The organism is Rathayibacter rathayi, assembly GCF_004011095.1.
Classification (GTDB): Bacteria; Actinomycetota; Actinomycetes; order Actinomycetales; family Microbacteriaceae; genus Rathayibacter; species Rathayibacter rathayi.
The window spans coordinates 1155555-1174846 of record NZ_CP028129.1; the positions used below are offsets into that span (position 1 = coordinate 1155555).

The following is a 19292-nucleotide window of genomic DNA, read 5'->3' on the forward strand; positions in this document are numbered from 1 at the left end:
ACAGGCGCCCGTGCCTTAGGAAGCGCTGCGGGCCCCGGCCTTCTCAGTAAGCATGTCGACCCCGCGCGAGATCACTTCACCGTACAGGTCATCCGGGTCGAGGCGGCGCAGCTCCTCCGCCAGGCAGTCCCGGAGGCTGCGGCGCGGGAGCGAAATGTCGTGTACCGGCTGCTCGGGCTGTGTGAGCGTCGCGATGTCGGGGACGGAGCGCTCAAGCTCGATGACCCCGGAGTCGCGGATGAGCCGCACGCCGTGGATCCCGCTGGATCCGGTCGCGCTGATCGTGAGCTCGTGGTCGACAGGGATGTCGAGCTCGAGCTGCAGCCAGGCGGCGAGCAGGATCGTCGAGGGCGAGTCGGGAGCGCCCGAGACCTCGACGGCGGTGATCGGCTCGTACGGCGGCTGATCGAGAACGGCGGCGAGCTGCGCCCGCCAGAGCGTGAGGCGGGTCCAGGCGAAGTCAGTGTCACCGGGTGCGTAGGTGGAGGCCAGGTGATGCAGCGCCTCCGCCGGGTTCGCCTGGGCCGAGGCGTCGGTGATGCGCCGGGTCGCGATACGGCCGATCGGCGACATCGAGGCGTTCTCGGGCGCGCTGTTCGGCCACCAGGCGACGACGGGAGCATCGGGGAGGAGCAGGCCCGTGACCAGGCTCTCCTCGTCCACGGCCGCATCGCCGTAAGGGCGCAGGACGACGACCTCGCTCGCGCCGGCGTCCCCTCCGACCCGGATTTGCGCATCGACTCGGGCGGTCGCGTCGACCGGGACCGTGGTGGTGCCGTCATCCTTCGAGACCACGATGACGCGCATCGGATGCTCGCGGGACGCATCGTTGGCGGCCTCGATGGCCTCCTCCTCGTGACCCCGGGAGGTCGCGATGATGAGGGTCAGAACGCGGCCGAGGGCGACGGCGCCGCCCTCCTCGCGGATCTTGACGAGGGTCTTCGAGACCTCGCTCGTCGTGGTGTCGGGCAGATCGACGATCATGGGCGCCTCCAGGTGCGGCCGTCGCGGGCGAGGAGCTCGTCGGCGGAATCGGGGCCCCAGGTTCCGGGGCGGTACTGCTCGGGCTGGCCCTGCGTGGCCCAGAACTCCTCGATCGGGTCGAGGATCTTCCAGGACAGCTCGACTTCCTCGTGCCGGGGGAACAGCGGCGGCTCGCCCAGCAGGACGTCGAGGATGAGGCGCTCGTAGGCCTCGGGGCTCGCCTCCGTGAAGGCGTGGCCGTAGCCGAAGTCCATCGTCACGTCACGCACCTGCATCCCGGCGCCGGGCACCTTGGAGCCGAAGCGCATGGTGACGCCCTCGTCGGGCTGCACGCGGATGACGAGCGCGTTCTGGCCGAGCGACGTGGTCTGGCTCTCGGCGAAGAGCTGCTGCGGTGCGCGCTTGAACACGACGGCGATCTCGGTGACACGGCGACCGAGGCGCTTCCCGGCCCGCAGGTAGAACGGGACGCCGGCCCAGCGGCGGGTACCGATGTCCAGGCGCATGGCGGCGTAGGTCTCGGTGGTCGAGGTGGGGCTCATGCCGTCCTCGTCGAGGAAGCCGAGCACCTTTTCCCCGCCCTGCCACCCGCCGGCGTACTGCCCGCGAGCGGTCGCGCTCGAGAGGTCGGCGGGGAGGCGGACAGCCGCGAGCACCTTCTCCTTCTCGGCGCGGAGGTCGGCCGCGTCGAACGAGATCGGCTCCTCCATAGCGGTAAGCGCGAGCAGCTGGAGGAGGTGGTTCTGGATGACGTCGCGCGCCGCTCCGATGCCGTCGTAATAGCCGGCACGACCGCCGACACCGATGTCCTCGGCCATAGTGATCTGGACATGGTCGACGTAGTTCGAGTTCCAGAGCGGCTCATACATCATGTTGGCAAAGCGCAACGCCAGGATGTTTTGGACCGTCTCCTTGCCGAGGTAGTGGTCGATCCGGAAGACAGAGTCGGGGGGGAAGACCGACTCGACGACATCGTTGAGTGCGCGGGCCGTCTTCAGGTCGCTGCCGAACGGCTTCTCGATGACGACGCGGCGCCACTGGCCGTCCTTCTGCTCGGCGAGACCCGAGTTGCGCAGCTGCTCGGTGACCTGCGGGAAGGACTTTGGGGGGATCGAGAGGTAGAAGGCGAAGTTGCCGTTCGTCCCGCGCTCGCGGTCGAGCTCGTCGACCGTGGTCTTCAGACGCGCGAACGCCTCCGGATCGTCGAACTCGCCCTGCACGAAGCGGATGCCCTGCGCGAGTTGCGCCCAGACCTCCTCGTGGAACTCGGTGCGCGCGTGCTTCTTGACCGAGTCATGGACGACCTGCTCGAAGTCTTGGTCGTCCCAATCGCGCCGAGCGAATCCGACGAGGGCGAAGCCGGGCGGGAGGAGGCCGCGGTTCGCGAGGTCGTACACCGCTGGCATGAGCTTCTTGCGGGAAAGGTCGCCGGTCACGCCGAAGATGACGAGCCCGCTGGGCCCGGCGATCCGGTTCAACCGGCGGTCGAAGCTCAACCTCAGCGGGTTGAACTCGGGGGTGATGTCCACAGACATGTGCAGTGTCCTTCTGTGGGCCGGTGGAACCGGCGCACTGCTCTCGGTGAGGAGGAGGGGAGGAGTGGGCGCGCATTCGCCCAGGGGTGTGATCGCGAAGACGGCCGCGGGCACTCCGCTGCACACCGGGGAAGGCGCGGCAGCGGTGTGCTCGGCGGATCAGGTGTTGAGGGCCTCGAAGAGCGCCTCGAGGTCCGCCTCGGGGTCGGTCAGCGTGAGCGTCAGCACCGGCCGGCCGTGCTCGGCGAGCACGCTCGCGTCGCCGGCGGCCTGGGCCAGGATCAGCTGGCCGAAGGTGAACGGGCTCTCCGGGATCTCGAGGTCCACAGTGGAGCGCTCGGTGATCTGCAGGAACACCCCCGTCGGCGCGCCACCCTTGTGGTACTGACCGGTCGAGTGCAGGAAGCGCGGGCCCCATCCGAAGGTGACGGGTCGCTGCGCCTGCGCGGCGAGCAGATCGCGGGCACCCTCGAGCTGCGGCAGGGCGAGGCGGTCGACGTACGCCTGAATCGAGACGTAGCCGCCGTCGCCCAGCTGAGCGAGGAGGCGATCGACGGCCGCGGCGACAGTCGTGACACCCTCGGTGACGCTGCTGCTGCCGGTGACCTCGATGCCCGCGTCGGTGAACGCGGGCGCCTCGGGCGCGGGGCGCTTGTCGAGCAGCGCCCGGGTCGCGACCTTGGCCGACTCGACATCGGGCTGGTCGAACGGGTTGATCCCGAGCAGGCGCCCCGCGACCGCGACCGCGTACTCCCAGGTCAACATCTGCGCGCCGAGCGAGCCGGAGAGGAGGATCTCGCCCTCGTGGCGGTCGCGCGGGAACAGATGCAGCGCAGTGGCGTCCTCGACGAGGCGGACGACTTGCACGTCGGGCAGGTCCTCCGAGAGTTCGGGGGCGAGGGTGCCAAGGACGACGGGGAGGATGCCCGTGCCGTCCTTGCCGGTGGACTCCGCGATGAGCTGCTCCGCCCAGTCCGCGAAGCCGACGATGTCGGTCCCGTCGGCGACGATCGCGAGCTTGTCGCGACGGGGGCTGGTCGCGGCGATCGCCGCTCCGAGGATCAGTCCCGGGTTCTCCGGGCTGTCGACGGCGAGCCCGAGGGAGGCCTCGGCCGCTTCGTCGAGGAGGGCCTCGATGTCGGCGCCGGCGAGCCCGGAGGGCACGAGTCCGAACGCGGAGAGCGCCGAGAAGCGCCCGCCGATGTTCGGGTCGGCGTTGAAGACGCGGTAGCCCGCCTCGCGGGACGCTGAGTCCAGCGGCGAGCCCGGGTCGGTCACGATGACGATGCGCTCGAGCGGGTCGATGCCCGCCTGGGTGAACGCCTTCTCGTAAGCCTTCTTCTGGCTGGCGGTCTCGACGGTCGAGCCGGACTTGGAGGAGATGACGACCGCGGTCGAGGCGAGGCGGTCAGTCAGGGCCGCGAGCACCTGACCGGGCGCCGTCGAGTCGAGCACGGTCAGCTCCACTCCGGCCGTGCGCGTGATGACCTCCGGCGCGAGCGAGGAGCCGCCCATGCCGCCCAGGACGATGTGGTCGATCCCGTTGGTCTGGAACTCCTCGCGCAGGGCGAGGATCGCCGGGACGAGGGGGCGGGAGACGGTGGTCGACTCGGTCCAGCCGAGGCGCTTGGCGGACTCCTCCTCTGCCGCGGCGCCCCACAGCGTGGGGACCTGGGCAGTGATCCCGGACGCGACCTCGTCGGCGACGAGTTCCGGGACGACGCGATCGACGGCCTTTCCGGCGTCTCCGCTGACGTGGATTTGGAGAGCCATGATCAGGCCTGCGCCTTCGCGCCCTCGAGCGCAGCGGTGACGGTGTCGAGCAGCTCGTTCCAGGAGACAATGAACTTCTCGACTCCCTCCTTCTCGAGCAGCTCGGTGACGTCGGCGTACGAGACGCCCTGCGCCGCGACGGCGTCGAGGACGGCGTTCGCGTCGGCGTAGGAGCCGGTGACGGTGTCGCCGGTGATCTCGCCGTGCTCGAAGGTCGCCTCGAGGGTCTTCTCGGGCATCGTGTTGACGACGCCGGCTGCAACGAGCTCGGTCACGTAGAGCGTGTCGGGGAGGTCGGTCGACTTGACGCCGGTCGAGGCCCACAGGGGGCGCTGGCGGTTGGCGCCCGACTCCTGCAGCAGCAGTGCGCGCTCGGTGGCGAACGCCTCGACGAAGACCTCGTAAGCGAGCTGCGCGTTGGCAACACCCGACTTGCTCTTCAGCGCGCGGGCCTCGTCGGAGCCGACGGCCTCGAGGCGCTTGTCGATCTCGGTGTCGACGCGCGAGACGAAGAACGAGGCGACGGAGTGGATGGTCGACAGGTCGATGCCGGCCTCCTTGGCTTTCTCGAGTCCGGCCAGGTAGGCGTTGATGACGGCTCGATAGCGGGCGAGCGAGAAGATCAGCGTGACGTTCACCGAGATGCCGGCGCCGATGACCTCGGTGATGGCCTCGAGGCCCTCGACGGTCGCGGGGATCTTGATCATCGCGTTCGGGCGGTCCACCTTGGTCCACAGGGCCTTGGCCTGCTCGATGGTGCCCTGGGCGTCGTGCGCGAGCCCGGGCTCGACCTCGATCGAGACGCGGCCGTCGTAGCCGTCGGTGGCGTCGTAGATCGGGCGGAAGATGTCGGACGCCGCGGCGACGTCGTCGGTCGTGATCTCGAAGACGGCGTCGGTCACCGAGGTGCCGGCGGCGGCGAGCTCGCGCACCTGCGCGTCGTAAGACTCGCCGTTGGTGAGGGCGGCGGCGAAGATCGTCGGGTTCGTGGTGACGCCGACGACGTTCTTCTCTTCGATCACCTTTTTCAGTACCCCGGAGGAGATGCGCGAGCGGGAGAGATCGTCGAGCCAGATGCTGACGCCGGCGGCGGAAAGTTCTGCGGTGGGGGTGTTCTCAGTCATGTCTCTATCTTCTTCTGCGTCGGTGGTGCGGGGTGTGCGGGGGAGCCGGGGGCCCGAGCGCGAAGGCCGCGTCCGTGGTGGACGCGGCCTTCGGGTCAGGAGGCTGCGAGCGACTCCTTGGCGGCGGACAGAGCCGCCTCGGTGGTGATCCCGAACTCGCGGAACAGGGTCTTGTAGTCGGCCGAGGCGCCGAAGTGCTCGATCGACACGGAACGGCCGGCGTCGCCGACGTACTTCAGCCAGCCCAGGCTCAGGCCGGCCTCGATCGAGACGCGCGCCTTGACGGAGGAGGGGAGCACCTTCTCGCGGTACTCGGCGTCCTGCTCCTCAAACCATTCGAGCGACGGAGCCGAGACAACGCGGGCGTTGATGCCCTCGCCCTTCAGCACTTCGCGTGCTTCGACGGCGATCTGGACCTCGGATCCGGTCGCGATGAAGATCACGTCCGGGCTGCCGTTCGGTGCCTCGGCCAGGATGTACGCACCACGGGCGACGTTCGCGGCGGAGGCGAAGGTCTCGCCCTCCGCGTCGCCCTCGCCACGCTCGAACACGGGAATGTTCTGGCGGGTGAGCGCGAGGCCGGCGGGGCCCTCGCGGCGCTCGAGGATGGTCTTCCAGGCGTAGGCGACCTCGTTCGCGTCGCCGGGGCGGACGATGTCCAGGCCCGGGATCGCGCGCAGGGTCGCCAGCTGTTCGATCGGCTGGTGGGTCGGGCCGTCCTCGCCGAGTGCCACGGAGTCGTGGGTCCAGACGTAGATCGCCGGCGCCTTCATCAGCGCGGCAAGACGGACCGCCGGGCGCATGTAGTCGGAGAAGATCAGGAAGGTGCCGCCGAAGGGGCGGGTGTTCCCGTGCAGAACGATCCCGTTGAGGATCGCGCCCATCGCGTGCTCACGGATGCCGAAGTGCAGCACGCGGCCGCCCTTCGTGCCGGTCCACTCATGCGTCGAGAACTCCGACGGGACGAAGGAGCCGGCTCCCTCGATCGTGGTGTTGTTCGACTCGGCCAGGTCGGCGGAACCGCCCCACAGCTCGGGGATCACCCCGGCGAGGGCGTTGATGACTTTGCCGGACGCGGCGCGGGTCGAGACCTCCTTGCCGGGTTCGAAGACGGGGAGCGCCTCCTGGACGCCTTCGGGCAGACCGCCGGAGAGGACCCGGTCCAGCAGCTCCTTCTTCTCGGGGTTCGCGGACGCCCAGGTGGCGAACTGCTCGTCCCATTCGGCGTGCTGCACTCGGCCACGCTCGACTGCTCCGCGGGTGTGCTGGATGACCTCGTCGGCGACGTCGAAGGTCGTGTCGGGGTCGAAGCCGAGCACCTCCTTCAGGCCGCGGAGTTCGTCGGAGCCCAGGGCGGAGCCGTGGATCTTGCCGGTGTTCTGCTTCTTCGGCGAGGGCCAGCCGATGATGGTGCGCAGGATGATGAGCGACGGCTTGTCAGTCTCGCCCTTCGCGGCCTCGATCGCGGCGTGCAGCTCGGCGAGGTCCTCGTGGTACTCGCCGGTCTTCTTCCAGTCGACGACCTGCACCTGCCAGTCGTACGCCTCGTAGCGCGCCTTGACGTCCTCGGTGAAGGCGATGTTGGTATCGTCCTCGATCGAGATCTGGTTGGAGTCGTAGATGACGACCAGATTGCCGAGCTGCTGGTGGCCGGCGAGCGAGGATGCCTCGCTGGTAATGCCCTCCTGCAGGTCGCCGTCGCCGGCGATGACGTAGACGAAGTGGTCGAACGGAGAGGTGCCCGCGGCGGCCTCCGGGTCGAACAGGTCGCGCTCGAAGCGCGAGGCGTAGGCGAAGCCCACGGCGGAGGCAAGACCCTGACCGAGCGGGCCGGTCGTGATCTCGACGCCGTCGGTGTGGCCGTACTCGGGGTGGCCCGGGGTCTTCGAACCCCAGGTGCGCAGCGCCTTGAGGTCGTCGAGCTCGAGTCCGTAGCCGCCCAGGTAGAACTGGACGTACTGCGTCAGCGAGGAGTGGCCGACCGACAGGATGAAGCGGTCACGGCCGATCCAGGTGGCATCGGACGGATCGCGGCGCATGACCTTCTGGAACAGGAGGTATGCGGCCGGCGCGAGACTCATGGCGGTTCCGGGATGGCCGTTGCCGACCTTCTCGACCGCATCCGCGGCGAGAACCCTCGCCGTGTCGACTGCCTTCTCGTCAATGGATTCCCATTGCAGTTCTGACACTTGGTACTGACCCTTCTCGAGACGTGGGGCAGACGGGGACCGTCCGCCCTCTCGCATGGTGGCGCACGCCGCATGACGACGTCGACACGATGCTCCGGCGACGGCCCTCTCGGCCCCGTGCCGACGATCATCGGGCGGGCTCGGAGACGTACCGGGCACTCTGGCGAGCAGTCCCGAGTATACGGAGGGGGTGCCCCGTGGACCGGGGGTTGTGCGGTCGCATTTGTCTGCGACCGATTGGACAAGCGTGCACGCCGAACCCTGATCCCGGCGGGCGCATTACACTCGTTTGGGATCATCGAATCGTTAGAGGAGCAATGGACGCAGTCGTGGAGACCACCACCGTCGAGCGGGGCAGGGCGTCGACGACGACCCTCTCGCGCAAGGTGAAGGCCTTCGTCGCTCTGACGAAGCCGCGGGTGATCGAGCTCCTCCTCGTGGTGACCGCTCCCACGATGATCTTGGCGCAGGGCGGGATCCCGAATCTGCTGCTCGTGCTGAACGTCCTCATCGGCGGAGCGTTGAGCGCGGGATCCGCCGGCGCCTTCAACTGCTACTTCGACCGTGACATCGACCGGATCATGAAGCGGACGAAAAATCGTCCGCTCGTGACGGGCGAGATCTCGGACCGCTCGGCGCTCGTGTTCGCGACGACGATCGGCGTGCTTTCGATCCTCTGGCTCGGTCTGACCGCCAACTGGCTCTCCGCGGGCCTCTCGCTCGCCGCGATCGTCATCTATGTCGTCTTCTACACTCTCTTCCTCAAGCGCCGCACCCCGCAGAACATCGTCTGGGGCGGGATTGCGGGCTGCATGCCCGTTCTGATCGGCTGGGCTGCGGTGACGAACTCGCTCGACTGGACACCGGTCATCCTCTTTTCGGTCATCTTCCTCTGGACACCGCCGCACTACTGGCCGCTTTCGATGAAGTACCGCGACGACTACCAGGCGGCCGGCGTCCCCATGCTGGCCGTCGTTCGCGGGCGCACCATCGTGGGGCTCCAGGTGATCCTCTACGCCTGGGCCACCGTCGTCTGCTCACTCCTGCTCATTCCCGTTGCGGGCATGGGTGTCCTCTACACCGTGGTCGCCCTCGGTAGCGGAGTCTGGTTCGTCGCCGAGACGCACCGCCTGTACAGCCTGGCGATCCGTCACGAGCACGTCTCGCCCATGCGGGTCTTCCACGGCTCGATCGGATACCTCACCCTGCTCTTCCTCGCCGTCGGCATCGACCCGCTGCTGACGTTGTGATGATCACCCCGTTCTCCTTCCTCGCGGAGCGGGTGAGCCTGGGACCACGCGCTCTGCGCTGGGGGACCACCGCAGCGCTCGTCGCCAGCATCCTGATCATTTTCTTCGGGGGCGTCGTCCGGCTCACCGGCTCCGGGCTCGGCTGCCCGACCTGGCCGGCCTGCGAGGCGGGGTCGCTCACCTCCACCCCGGAACTCGGGATCCACGGCGTCATCGAGTTCACCAATCGCGCCTTTACTGGCGTCCTCGTGGTGGCGGTGGGCTGGGCGATCACCGTTGCGCGCCTGCAGAAGCCTCGCGATCGCACGATGACCCGCCTGGCGTGGTCGCAGTTCTGGCTGGTGGTCGCGAATGCTCTCGCCGGCGGAGCGACCGTGCACTCGGGTCTGAACCCGTACATCGTGGCCGGGCACTTCGTGCTCGCGATCGCTCTGCTCACCACGACCGCCCTCACCTGGCACCGCGCCCACCGTTCCCCGTCCGTCGCCTTCGCACCGGACCGCACCACGCGAGCGCTCAGCATCGGGCTCGTCGCTCTCACCCTGCTCGTGATCCTCATCGGGACTCTCGTGACGGGCACGGGTCCGCACGCCGGCGACTCCGCGGAGGTGCCCCGCATGCAGTTCCACTGGGAAAGCGTGACCGTCGTCCACGGAGTCCTCGGGACGGCGGTGTTGCTCGCGGGCGCTGCGCTGTTCGTGCGCCTGTCGAGGGCGGCGAATTCCGGCCTCGCCCGGCGCCGCGTCGTGACCTTCCTCGTGGTCGTGCTGCTCCAGGCCCTGGTCGGAATCGTGCAGTCGCTCACGGCGCTGCCCGAGGCGATCGTCGCTGTGCACCTGCTCGGCTCGGCGGTGGTCTGGGTCGGTGTCGTCCGCGTGCTGCTCGATGTGAATCCGCGGCTGTTCACCGTGCGTGCTCAGCGCAGCGAAGCCGCTGCGCAGCTCCAGCCGGCCGGTTGACCGGTGGAGTCCGCTCGGCGAAGAGCAGGTGTCGGCGCAGCCTGAGCAGCACGCGGGGGAGCACCCGTAGCGGGAGTTCCGAGGCGAGTGCGCGGGCGAGGGGACCGAACGAGCAGGCGGGCTCGGCAGGCAGGCCAGCAGCGAGCAGTGCGGTCAGGAGTCGGGCGGGGATCGGGATCGGGATCGGGGTGCTGTTCGTCATGGGGGAACTGCACCACGGACCACCGACACTCGTATGGTCAATCCTGTCTGGCGGTATATCGCTCAGCGCCCGGCCGACACCCAGCTGCGAATGTTCCGCTGAACGGCCTGCGCCCGTAGAATGAGAAGCTGGTCTCGGTTCATCGGGTCCCGAGTCGTGCTGAGCGCAGCCTGCGTTTCGCGAACGGGGCGCGCGGCCGGCACCGACGTCCCGATGGAGCGCCGACGCACACCTCAGGAATCCCAGGGACGCACATCATCCGCTCCGCGCATCAGATTGATCGCGCGACCGGGCGACGAGCACCCGCGGGTCATCCCGGGGGGAATGACTCCGGGACCCGACCGGTTAGCAGTGGGTAGGAAACGAGGTACACATGTCAGACATCCTGATCGACCGCCCCGAGCTTGAGAGCCTAGGCGTCTACGAGTTCGGCTGGTCCGACTCGGACTCCGCCGGAGCCTCTGCACGCCGCGGCATCTCGCCCGAGGTCGTCTCCGACATCTCCGCGCTCAAGAGCGAGCCCGCCTGGATGCGCGACCGCCGCATGAAGGCACTGAAACTCTTCGAGCGCAAGCCGATGCCCACATGGGGCGCCGACCTGTCGGACATCGACTTCGACAACATCAAGTACTTCGTCCGCTCCACGGAGAAGCAGGCACAGACCTGGGATGACCTCCCCGACGACATCAAGAACACCTACGAGAAGCTCGGCATCCCCGAGGCGGAGCGTCAGCGCCTCGTCGGTGGCGTTGCGGCCCAGTACGAGTCCGAGGTCGTCTACCACCAGATCCGCGAGGACCTGGAGGAGCAGGGCGTCATCTTCATGGACACGGATACGGCACTGCGCGAGCACCCCGAGATCTTCGAGGGGTACTTCGGCACCGTCATCCCGGCGGGCGACAACAAGTTCGCGGCGCTGAACACAGCGGTCTGGTCCGGCGGCTCGTTCGTCTACGTCCCGAAGGGCGTCCGCGTCGACATCCCACTACAGGCCTACTTCCGCATCAACACTGAGAACATGGGCCAGTTCGAGCGGACCCTGATCATCGCCGACGAGGGCAGCTATGTCCACTACATCGAGGGTTGCACCGCCCCAATCTACAAGTCGGACTCGTTGCACTCGGCCGTGGTCGAGATCATCGTGAAGAAGAATGCCCGCGTGCGCTACACGACGATCCAGAACTGGTCGAACAACGTCTACAACCTCGTCACCAAGCGTGCGATCGCGCACGAGGGCGCGACGATGGAGTGGATCGACGGCAATATCGGCTCGAAGGTCACGATGAAGTACCCGTCGATCTTCCTGGTCGGCGAGCACGCCAAAGGCGAGACGCTCTCGGTCGCGTTCGCGGGTCCCGGCCAGCACCAGGACGCCGGCGCGAAGATGGTCCACATGGCGCCGTACACGCAGTCGTCGATCGTCTCGAAGTCGATCGCCCGCGGCGGCGGCAGGGCCGGCTACCGCGGAGAGGTCCGGGTGGACGCCAATGCGCATCACTCGGCCAACACGGTGCGCTGCGACGCTCTCCTAGTCGACACGATCTCGCGCTCGGACACGTATCCGGCGATCGACATCCGCGTCGACGACGTGCAGCTGGGCCACGAGGCCACCGTGTCGAAGGTCAGCGAGGAGCAGCTCTTCTACCTGATGTCGCGCGGCCTGCCGGAGGACGAGGCGATGGCCATGATCGTCCGCGGCTTCATCGAGCCGATCGCGCGCGAGCTGCCCATGGAGTACGCCCTCGAGCTGAACAAGCTCATCGAGATGGGGATGGAGGGCAGCGTCGGTTGACGCTCGCCTCCCCCCACGAAGGGGTGCCCGAACAGGGCGCCCCGCACCCATCGAAAGGAACCACCGCCTGATGACGGTCCCCACGAGCGCCGCGATTCCCGAGATCGACGGCGCTGCTGCTGCCGCGCGCCTGGGCATCCGTGCCCACTCCGACGGCGCGTTCACGCCCGTGCAGACGCGCTCCGAGCGCTTCGCGTCGGCCGACGTCGAGGCCTTCGAGGCTGTCACCGGACGCGAGATCGCCTGGAAGCTCACGCCCGTGGCGCGCCTCGCTGTCCTCATCGACGGCACACTCGACGGTTCGCCCACGCCGATCGAGCACTCGACGGTAGAGGGCGTGGACGTCTCGTGGGTCGGCCGCGACGACGAGCGGATCGGCACCGCCGGTCTGCCCGAGGATCGTGCCGCCGCGAATGCCTGGTCGAGCTTCGAGAAGGCCCTCGTCGTGCGCGTTACTGGCGAAGACGAGAAGGTCGCGACCCTGGTCCGCGCCGGTCTCGGCTCGACTCCCCGCGCCGCGCACACGATCATCGAGTCAGCGCCCTACTCCCGCGCCGTCGTCGTGCTGCACAACGAGGGCGAGGCGACGCTCGCCGAGAACGTCGAGGTCTTGGTGGGCGAGGGCTCGCAGCTCACTGTCGTCACCGTGCAGGAGTGGGCCGACGACGCCCGTCACCTCGCCAACCACGTCATCCGCGTGGGACGCGACGCGAAGGTGAAGCACATCGTGGTCAGCCTCGGCGGATCTATCGTCCGGGTGAACCCCTCGGCTCACCTCGTCGAGCGCGGAGCCGACGGCGAACTCTTTGGCCTGTACTTCGCCGACGGCGGCCAGCACCTCGAACAGCAGGTGTACGTCGACCACGACGCCCCCGACACTCGCAGCCGCGTGACCTATAAGGGCGCGCTGCAGGGCGAGGGCGCACGGACCGTTTGGATCGGCGACGTGCTGATCCGCAACGGCGCGACCGGGACCGACAGCTACGAGCAGAATCGCAACCTGGTGCTCTCGGACGGCACGCGCGCCGACTCCATCCCGAACCTCGAGATCGAGACCGGCGACATCGCCGGAGCTGGCCACGCTTCTGCGACCGGCCGCTTCGACGACGAGCAGCTCTTCTACCTGCAATCGCGCGGCATCCGCGAGGACGAGGCGCGCCGCCTGGTCGTGCGCGGCTTTCTCAGCGAAATCGTGCAGCAGATCAAGGTGGCCGAGCTCGAGGAGCGCCTGCAGCTCGCGATCGAGGCCGAGCTGGCCGGTAGCGCCGGTCAGACGGGATCCTCACGCGGAGCGGCGGTCACCGCATGAGCAACGCCGCGATGATCTGCTCTGTCTCCGAACTGATCCCCAACCAGGCCATGCGCGTAGAGGTCGACGGCATCGCGATCGCGGTCGTGCAGGACTCTACGGGCGAGATCCACGCGATCGGGGACACCTGCACGCACGGCGAGATCTCGCTGTCCGAAGGCTTCGTCGAGGGTGACAGCCTCGAGTGCTGGGCGCACGGCTCTCAGTTCTCGCTCCGCACCGGAACCCCCCTGAACCTCCCGGCCTATGAGCCGGTCCCCGTCTTCGTCGTCGAGATCATCGACGGCGACGTCTACATCGACCCGACCGTCACGAAGGAAGTCTGAATGTCCGTTCTCCAGATCAGCGATCTCCACGTCAGTGTCGAGACCGAGCAGGGGACCAAGCAGATCCTCCGCGGTGTCGATCTCACCATCAACCAGGGTGAGATCCACGCGATCATGGGCCCGAACGGGTCCGGCAAGTCGACGCTCGCCTACACGATCGCGGGGCACCCCAAGTACCACGTCGACGGCGGATCGATCACGCTCGACGGCGTCGAGATGCTCGACATGTCCGTCGACGAGCGTGCGCGCGCCGGCCTTTTCCTCGCGATGCAGTACCCGGTCGAGATCCCCGGTGTGACCAACACCAACTTCCTTCGCACCGCGAAGACCGCGATCGACGGCGAGGCGCCCGCGATCCGTACGTGGACCAAGGACGTCAAGTCCGCGATGGCGAATCTCCGAATGGACTCCTCCTTCGCGGCGCGCAACGTCAACGAAGGTTTTTCGGGCGGCGAGAAGAAGCGCAACGAGATCCTCCAGCTCGAGCTGCTCGCTCCGCAGTTCGCCGTGCTCGATGAGACCGACTCCGGTCTCGATGTCGACGCGCTCAAGATCGTGTCGGAGGGCGTCAACCGCGCCCACCAGAGCACCGGCCTCGGCGTGCTGCTGATCACGCACTACACCCGGATCCTGCGCTACATCCAGCCGGACTTCGTGCACGTCTTCGTCGCCGGCCGCGTGGCCGAGCAGGGCGGCAAGGAGCTGGCTTCGCGGCTCGAGGACGAGGGCTACGACCGCTTCCTGACCTCGGCGACGGTCTGATCGTGGCGATCACCACTCTCGATCCGTCCCTCTTCGACCAGGTCGAGGAGGCGCTCAAGGACGTCATGGACCCCGAGCTCGGGGTGAACGTGGTCGACCTGGGCCTGATCTACGACCTGGGCTGGGACGACGAGAACGATGCTCTGGTCATCCACATGACTCTCACCTCGGCGGGGTGCCCGCTGACCGATGTGCTCGAGGAACAGACCGCAGAGTCGCTCGACGGCATTGTCGAAGCGTTCAGAATCAATTGGGTCTGGATGCCGCCGTGGGGTCCCGAGCGGATCACGGAAGACGGCCGCGACATGATGCGGGCGCTCGGCTTCTCGATCTAGAGGCCGGACTGCGTAAGGGCTGGGAGGATGATTTCTCCCGGCCCTTCGGCTGTTCAGCCGCGACGCTTCACCAGGGCGTCCGCGCCGCGCCAGGCCACCGGCAGGAGAACAGCGGCAATCACCGCCTTGACCGCTCCGCCGATCAGGAACGGGTAGAAGCCACCGACGAGGGTCGACTGCACATCGCTCGGGTAGCCGAGGGCGTGCAGGCTCACCGCGAGCCAGGGGAGACCGACGGCGAAGACGACCAGCGAGCCGCCGATGAAGGTCGCCAGTGCCTTCAGGAAGACGCGCTCCCACGACCGCTCCGACAGCCAACCGACGACAGCTGCCGAGAGCACGAAGCCGACGACGTATCCGAAGCTCGGTGATGCAGCGGCCGCGAGACCGGTGGAGTGCCCACCGTCGGCCTGCGGGGCGTACACGGGCAGGCCGACCAGGCCGAGGACGAGGTAGAGGGCCAGCGACGACGCACCGCGTACTGCACCGAGCGTCGAGCCGACCAGCAGCACGGCCAATGTCTGTCCCGTGACCGGCACCGGCCACATCGGGACGGTGATCTGCGCCAGACCCGCGGTCACGGCGGCACCGCCGATGACGAGGGCCAGATCGGTCGCGAGTGATCGCGTAACGAGTGTGTCGGCGAGCACCGGCCGAGTCTGCCCGAGCGAGAGTGTGGACATGGGTCCTCCAAAGATCGGCCGCAGTGCGACGACGGTAGGGAAGCGCTGAGGAGACACGGAGGTCGATCCGCCCGGCGGCGCAGCATTTATACTAGGGGGCTGCCGTATTGCGGCCTCTTGCCTCATCCCTGACGAACCGAGCGCCATTTCTTGGCGGGAACGGACAGAATTGTGCTCAGCGTGCACGACCTCGAACTCAGAGTCGGCGCCCGACTCCTGATGGAGAACGTCTCCTTCCGGGTCGGTGACGGCGATAAGGTCGGCCTCGTTGGCCGCAATGGGGCGGGGAAGACAACGCTGACGAAGGTCCTCGCGGGCGACCTGATCGCCTCGAAGGGCACGATCGACCGCGGTGGCGAGATCGGCTACCTGCCGCAGGACCCACGCTCCGGCGACCCGGACGAGTTGGCGCGGACTCGCATCCTCGACGCCCGCGGGCTGGGGCAGCTCGTGCTCGGCATGCAGGAGTCGACGATCGCGATGTCGAGCAGCGACGCCTCCGTCAGCGCGGCCGGCATGAAGAAGTACGGCACCCTCACCGACCGCTTCCTGGCGCTGGGCGGGTACGCGGCGGAGGCGGAGGCCGCGTCCATCGCGAGTAACCTCAACCTGCCCGACCGGATCCTCGAGCAGCCGCTGAAGACGCTCTCCGGTGGCCAGCGCCGCCGGATCGAGCTCGCGCGCATCCTGTTCTCGGATGCCAGCACGCTCATCCTCGACGAGCCGACCAACCACCTCGACGCGGATTCGGTGGTCTGGCTTCGGGAGTTCCTCAAGAACTATCGCGGCGGTTTCATCGTGATCAGTCACGACATCGAGCTCGTCGGCGAGACCGTGAACCGCGTCTTCTACCTCGACGCCAACCGCCAGGTCATTGACGTCTACAACATGAACTGGAAGAACTACCAGCGCCAGCGCGCCGCCGACGAGGAGCGCCGCAAGAAGGAGCGCGCGAACGTCGAGAAGAAGGCGGGCGCACTTCAGCTCCAGGCCGCGCGATTCGGAGCCAAGGCCTCCAAGGCCGCGGCCGCGCACCAGATGGTCGCCCGCGCCGAGAAGATGCTCAGCGGCCTCGAGGAGGTGCGCGCGGTGGATCGCGTCGCCAAGCTGCGCTTCCCGACTCCGATGGCCTGCGGCCGCACCCCGCTGCACGCCGAGAACCTGTCGAAGAGCTACGGCTCGCTCGAGATCTTCACCGCCGTCGACCTCGCGATCGACCGAGGCTCGAAGGTCGTCATCCTGGGGCTGAACGGTGCGGGCAAGACCACGCTGCTGCGGATCCTCGGCGGTGTCGACCAGCCCGATACCGGCGTGATCGAGGCCGGGCATGGACTGCGGATCGGCTACTACGCACAGGAGCACGAGACGATCGACGTCAAGCGCTCAGTGCTGGAGAACATGGTCTCGGCCAGCCCGAACCTCACCGAGACCGAGGCGCGTCGGGTGCTGGGCTCGTTCCTGTTCACGGGGGACGACTCGCACAAGCCGGCGGGCGTGCTCTCGGGTGGAGAGAAGACCCGCCTCGCTCTCGCGATGATCGTCGTGTCGGGAGCGAACGTGCTGCTGCTCGACGAGCCCACCAACAACCTCGACCCGGCGAGCCGCGAGGAGATCCTGGACGCTCTGGCCCACTACGAGGGCGCGGTCGTTTTGGTTAGCCACGACGAGGGAGCCGTCGAGGCGCTGAACCCCGAGCGCGTCCTGATCATGCCCGAGGGCACCGAGGACCACTGGGCGGCCGACTACCTCGACCTGATCACGCTGGCCTGACGGGCGTCAAGCAGCTCGTCCTCGACCTCGGAGTCGCTCCGACCTCGACGGCGGCGACGCTGCTCGCGGCGCTCCTCGGCCGCGACCACCTCGGGATCGTCGGCATTGCGAATCCGATACTCGTGCCGGATCGCCCAGCCGAGCCCGCCGAAGCCCATCACCGCGAAGAGCACCCACTGAATGGCGTAGCTGATGTGTAGGCCCTCATCCGCGACCGGCTTGATCGCCGCGAGCGGGGGAGCGTCGAGTGGCGCGGGTACCTCGGCGATGAGCAGGCCGTAGGCCGCCGTGCGCAGGGGCTCGTCCAGCTGAGCCGACAGGTCGTCGAGCTGGACGGTGGCGATCTGACCGGCGGGTGCGGAGCGGCCGTCGATCCGCCCCTCCGCGGGCTTGAGGCGGGCGACGACGCTCACGTCGCCCACCGGCGGTGCAGGGACCGCGTCGGGGAAGTCCTGGGTCGAGCCGACCGGGATCCAGCCGCGGTCGACGACGAAGAGGCTGCCGTCGGCGAGGCGGAGGGGCGTCAGGACCTCGAAGCCGGGATTGCCGTTGTAAGGACGGTTGCGGACCAGCGTCTGCCCCTGCGTCTCATAGACGCCGCTGACTTCGACAGGGCGGTACTCGAGAGCATCGTCCCAGGTCGACTCGGCCGGGAGCAGGCCGTCGAGAGCGATCGGATCGGCGGTCCAGTTCGCCGTGACCAGCCGATTGGTCGAGGCGGCTTGATCCAGGCGCGCCATCTGCCAGCGTGAGAGCAGGATGCAGGCGAGAGCGAAGACGATCGCGAGGGCGAGGTAGCCGAACCAGCGGCGAGAGAGCACGAACCGCCAGGACGGCCGCGGCGCATTCGCGCTCACAGCGCAGTTCCTCGATCAATCGTGTAAAGCGGCCGGACCTTGAGCGGGAAGTCCCGAGCCAGGAGAAACTCGCGCAGGAAGTCGAGGTGCTCGCCGCAGGCCAGCCAGGTCTTCTGGCGGTCCTCGTCGTGGATCTTCGGGTTCCGCCACTCCAGCGCGTAGGTCGCTGTCTTCGGGCAGCCCGCTCGTGAGCAGGCATGGGCGTCAGGAATCTGCCCGAGCGGGATCACGGCCGTGCTCCCCGCGGGTCGCCGCCCTCAGAGCCGAACGGTGCCTCGGAGTCGGCGGCAGGGGGCGGCGGAACGGGACGGGAGAGAACGACCGCGCCGGGCCGCTCGACAGTGCCCCGCTCGCCCGCGCTGCCCACGTTCGCGAGCACGACGGCGAAGTAGGGGAGCACGACGGCTCCCATCGCGAAGAAGAGGAGCCACCAGCCGTGGGCGAAGAGCAGGCAGATCACGCAGAGCATCCGGATGCTCATCGCGATCGAGTACTTGATTACGCGGGAACGCCGCTCGGCGCTCGGCGACGGCGGTAGGGAGGTCAGAGTTTCGCGTGGTTTCACAGCCCCTCAAGCCTACGTCCCCGCGGGCAGGTGCGGACCGCGAGGACCGCATCCCGGAATCTGTTGCGCGACGCGCCTCTAGGATGTACGGGTCGCCCGGCGCCGCACGAGCGCCGGCAGGAGGGACACCATGACCACGCCGCGCACCGTCCTCGTCACCGGGGGCAACCGGGGGATCGGCTTCGCCATCGCCCAGGAGTTCGTGGCCACCGGTCACCGTGTCGCCGTCACGGCGCGCTCGGGCTCCGGCCCGGAGGGGTCGCTCACCGTCGTCGCGGATGTGACGGACACCGCCTCGATCGACGCCGCGTTCACGCAGGTCGAAGCCGAACTCGGACCGGTCGACATCGTCGTGGCGAACGCGGGCATCAGTCGCGACACTCTGCTGCTGCGCATGTCCGAGGAGGACTTCACCTCCGTCATCGACACCAACCTCACCGGGGCCTTCCGCGTCGTCAAGCGTGCGTCGAAGGGGATGCTGAAGCAGCGTTTCGGCCGCGTCATCCTCATCTCGAGCGTGGTCGGCCTCTACGGGTCGCCCGGGCAGATCAATTACTCCTCGTCGAAGGCAGCGCTCGTGGGCTTTGCCCGCTCGCTCACCCGAGAGCTCGGCGCCCGCAACATCACCGCGAACGTCGTCGCTCCCGGTTTCATCGAAACCGACATGACCGCTGAGCTCTCTGCGGAGCAGCAGGCCGAGTACCGCACGAGCATCCCGCTCGCACGCTACGGCACGGCGACCGAGGTCGCGAAAGTCACCCGTTGGCTCACCAGCGACGAGGCGGCCTACATCTCGGGCGCCGTGATCCCGGTCGACGGTGGGCTCGGGATGGGGCACTGACCGGTCCATTCGCGTCATTGCGCGTCCGCGTCGCAG

Annotated in this window: 19 protein-coding genes; 9 read left to right on the forward strand and 10 right to left on the reverse strand. The window is 68.1% G+C overall.

Annotated elements, in window-relative coordinates:
- Nucleotides 1–15: 15 nt before the first annotated feature.
- The 5 genes from C1O28_RS05675 to tkt form a co-directional block, all read right to left on the reverse strand.
- The gene (locus C1O28_RS05675) at nt 16–984 is read right to left on the reverse strand and encodes a glucose-6-phosphate dehydrogenase assembly protein OpcA (protein ID WP_097166011.1); all 969 of its coding nucleotides are present in this window, start codon (nt 982–984) and stop codon (nt 16–18) included.
- On the reverse strand, nt 981–2519 hold the full coding sequence (gene zwf / locus C1O28_RS05680; RefSeq protein WP_097166010.1) for a glucose-6-phosphate dehydrogenase: 1539 nt from the start codon (nt 2517–2519) through the stop codon (nt 981–983). The genes C1O28_RS05675 and zwf overlap by 4 nt, the downstream gene beginning before the upstream one ends.
- A 159-nt stretch (nt 2520–2678) precedes the next feature.
- Nucleotides 2679–4292 carry a hypothetical protein gene (locus C1O28_RS05685; RefSeq protein WP_097166009.1) on the reverse strand — a complete coding sequence of 538 codons (1614 nt, stop codon included), beginning with the start codon at nt 4290–4292 and terminating at the stop codon, nt 2679–2681.
- Nucleotides 4293–4294: 2 nt separating this feature from the next.
- Entirely contained in the window at nt 4295–5416 is a 1122-nt protein-coding gene (gene tal, locus C1O28_RS05690) for a transaldolase (protein WP_097166008.1), read from the reverse strand.
- Nucleotides 5417–5511: 95 nt separating this feature from the next.
- A complete protein-coding gene (gene tkt / locus C1O28_RS05695; protein WP_097166007.1) occupies nt 5512–7605 on the reverse strand; it encodes a transketolase in 2094 nt (697 codons plus the stop codon).
- A 317-nt stretch (nt 7606–7922) separates the two neighbouring features.
- On the opposite strand from tkt, the gene C1O28_RS05700 reads away from it, so the two are divergent.
- Both C1O28_RS05700 and C1O28_RS05705 read left to right on the forward strand, forming a co-directional pair.
- A complete protein-coding gene (locus tag C1O28_RS05700) occupies nt 7923–8855 on the forward strand; it encodes a heme o synthase (protein WP_097166006.1) in 933 nt (310 codons plus the stop codon).
- Entirely contained in the window at nt 8855–9814 is a 960-nt protein-coding gene (locus C1O28_RS05705) for a COX15/CtaA family protein (protein ID WP_097166005.1), read from the forward strand. The genes C1O28_RS05700 and C1O28_RS05705 overlap by 1 nt, the downstream gene beginning before the upstream one ends.
- Here the strand turns inward: C1O28_RS05705 and C1O28_RS05710 are convergent.
- Complete coding sequence (locus C1O28_RS05710; protein WP_097166004.1) at nt 9759–10016, reverse strand: hypothetical protein; 258 nt, start codon at nt 10014–10016, stop codon at nt 9759–9761. The two genes, C1O28_RS05705 and C1O28_RS05710, sit on opposite strands and share 56 nt — an antisense overlap.
- 373 nt (nt 10017–10389) lie before the next feature.
- Here C1O28_RS05710 and sufB point away from each other — a divergent pair, with 373 nt between their 5' ends.
- The 5 genes from sufB to C1O28_RS05735 all read left to right on the forward strand — a co-directional run bounded on the left by sufB (nt 10390) and on the right by C1O28_RS05735 (nt 14540).
- Nucleotides 10390–11808 carry a Fe-S cluster assembly protein SufB gene (gene sufB / locus C1O28_RS05715; protein ID WP_097166003.1) on the forward strand — a complete coding sequence of 473 codons (1419 nt, stop codon included), beginning with the start codon at nt 10390–10392 and terminating at the stop codon, nt 11806–11808.
- A gap of 70 nt (nt 11809–11878) precedes the next feature.
- Nucleotides 11879–13117 (forward strand): Fe-S cluster assembly protein SufD, encoded by a 1239-nt coding sequence (gene sufD / locus C1O28_RS05720; RefSeq protein WP_097166002.1) that lies wholly within the window; start codon nt 11879–11881, stop codon nt 13115–13117.
- On the forward strand, nt 13114–13443 hold the full coding sequence (locus C1O28_RS05725; RefSeq protein ID WP_097166001.1) for a non-heme iron oxygenase ferredoxin subunit: 330 nt from the start codon (nt 13114–13116) through the stop codon (nt 13441–13443). The genes sufD and C1O28_RS05725 overlap by 4 nt, the downstream gene beginning before the upstream one ends.
- Nucleotides 13444–14205, forward strand: a complete 762-nt coding sequence (sufC, locus tag C1O28_RS05730) for a Fe-S cluster assembly ATPase SufC (protein WP_097166000.1) — start codon at nt 13444–13446, stop codon at nt 14203–14205.
- 2 nt (nt 14206–14207) lie between these two features.
- Complete coding sequence (locus C1O28_RS05735) at nt 14208–14540, forward strand: metal-sulfur cluster assembly factor (RefSeq protein WP_164861105.1); 333 nt, start codon at nt 14208–14210, stop codon at nt 14538–14540.
- A gap of 53 nt (nt 14541–14593) precedes the next feature.
- Here C1O28_RS05735 and C1O28_RS05740 read toward each other — a convergent pair whose 3' ends face one another.
- Entirely contained in the window at nt 14594–15223 is a 630-nt protein-coding gene (locus C1O28_RS05740) for a biotin transporter BioY (protein WP_097165998.1), read from the reverse strand.
- Nucleotides 15224–15394: 171 nt separating this feature from the next.
- Here C1O28_RS05740 and C1O28_RS05745 point away from each other — a divergent pair, with 171 nt between their 5' ends.
- Entirely contained in the window at nt 15395–16993 is a 1599-nt protein-coding gene (locus C1O28_RS05745; RefSeq protein WP_097165997.1) for an ABC-F family ATP-binding cassette domain-containing protein, read from the forward strand.
- On the opposite strand, the gene C1O28_RS05750 is transcribed toward C1O28_RS05745, so the two are convergent.
- From C1O28_RS05750 to C1O28_RS05760, 3 genes are read right to left on the reverse strand one after another with little or no spacing between them, the layout of a single operon-like run.
- Nucleotides 16966–17850, reverse strand: coding sequence for an SURF1 family cytochrome oxidase biogenesis protein (locus C1O28_RS05750; protein WP_243392031.1), 885 nt, complete (start codon nt 17848–17850; stop codon nt 16966–16968). The two genes, C1O28_RS05745 and C1O28_RS05750, sit on opposite strands and share 28 nt — an antisense overlap.
- Nucleotides 17847–18080 carry a hypothetical protein gene (locus C1O28_RS05755; RefSeq protein WP_097165996.1) on the reverse strand — a complete coding sequence of 78 codons (234 nt, stop codon included), beginning with the start codon at nt 18078–18080 and terminating at the stop codon, nt 17847–17849. Before C1O28_RS05755 ends, C1O28_RS05750 begins: the two co-directional genes overlap by 4 nt.
- Nucleotides 18077–18415: a DUF3099 domain-containing protein gene (locus tag C1O28_RS05760; RefSeq protein WP_097165995.1), complete on the reverse strand. Its 339-nt coding sequence runs from the start codon at nt 18413–18415 to the stop codon at nt 18077–18079. The genes C1O28_RS05755 and C1O28_RS05760 overlap by 4 nt, the downstream gene beginning before the upstream one ends.
- Before the next feature lie 130 nt (nt 18416–18545).
- Between C1O28_RS05760 and fabG the strand changes: the two genes are divergently transcribed.
- A complete protein-coding gene (fabG, locus tag C1O28_RS05765) occupies nt 18546–19256 on the forward strand; it encodes a 3-oxoacyl-ACP reductase FabG (protein WP_097165994.1) in 711 nt (236 codons plus the stop codon).
- Nucleotides 19257–19292: the final 36 nt, after the last annotated feature.

Bases quoted from the DNA above. Each gene is read 5' to 3' on its own strand.
- C1O28_RS05675 (WP_097166011.1), bottom strand. From the start codon at position 984: ATGATCGTCGATCTGCCCGACACCACGACGAGCGAGGTCTCGAAGACC.
- zwf (WP_097166010.1), bottom strand. From the start codon at position 2,519: ATGTCTGTGGACATCACCCCCGAGTTCAACCCGCTGAGGTTGAGCTTC.
- C1O28_RS05685 (WP_097166009.1), bottom strand. From the start codon at position 4,292: ATGGCTCTCCAAATCCACGTCAGCGGAGACGCCGGAAAGGCCGTCGAT.
- tal (WP_097166008.1), bottom strand. From the start codon at position 5,416: ATGACTGAGAACACCCCCACCGCAGAACTTTCCGCCGCCGGCGTCAGC.
- C1O28_RS05700 (WP_097166006.1), top strand. From the start codon at position 7,923: ATGGACGCAGTCGTGGAGACCACCACCGTCGAGCGGGGCAGGGCGTCG.
- C1O28_RS05705 (WP_097166005.1), top strand. From the start codon at position 8,855: ATGATCACCCCGTTCTCCTTCCTCGCGGAGCGGGTGAGCCTGGGACCA.
- C1O28_RS05710 (WP_097166004.1), bottom strand. From the start codon at position 10,016: ATGACGAACAGCACCCCGATCCCGATCCCGATCCCCGCCCGACTCCTG.
- sufB (WP_097166003.1), top strand. From the start codon at position 10,390: ATGTCAGACATCCTGATCGACCGCCCCGAGCTTGAGAGCCTAGGCGTC.
- sufD (WP_097166002.1), top strand. From the start codon at position 11,879: ATGACGGTCCCCACGAGCGCCGCGATTCCCGAGATCGACGGCGCTGCT.
- C1O28_RS05725 (WP_097166001.1), top strand. From the start codon at position 13,114: ATGAGCAACGCCGCGATGATCTGCTCTGTCTCCGAACTGATCCCCAAC.
- sufC (WP_097166000.1), top strand. From the start codon at position 13,444: ATGTCCGTTCTCCAGATCAGCGATCTCCACGTCAGTGTCGAGACCGAG.
- C1O28_RS05740 (WP_097165998.1), bottom strand. From the start codon at position 15,223: ATGTCCACACTCTCGCTCGGGCAGACTCGGCCGGTGCTCGCCGACACA.
- fabG (WP_097165994.1), top strand. From the start codon at position 18,546: ATGACCACGCCGCGCACCGTCCTCGTCACCGGGGGCAACCGGGGGATC.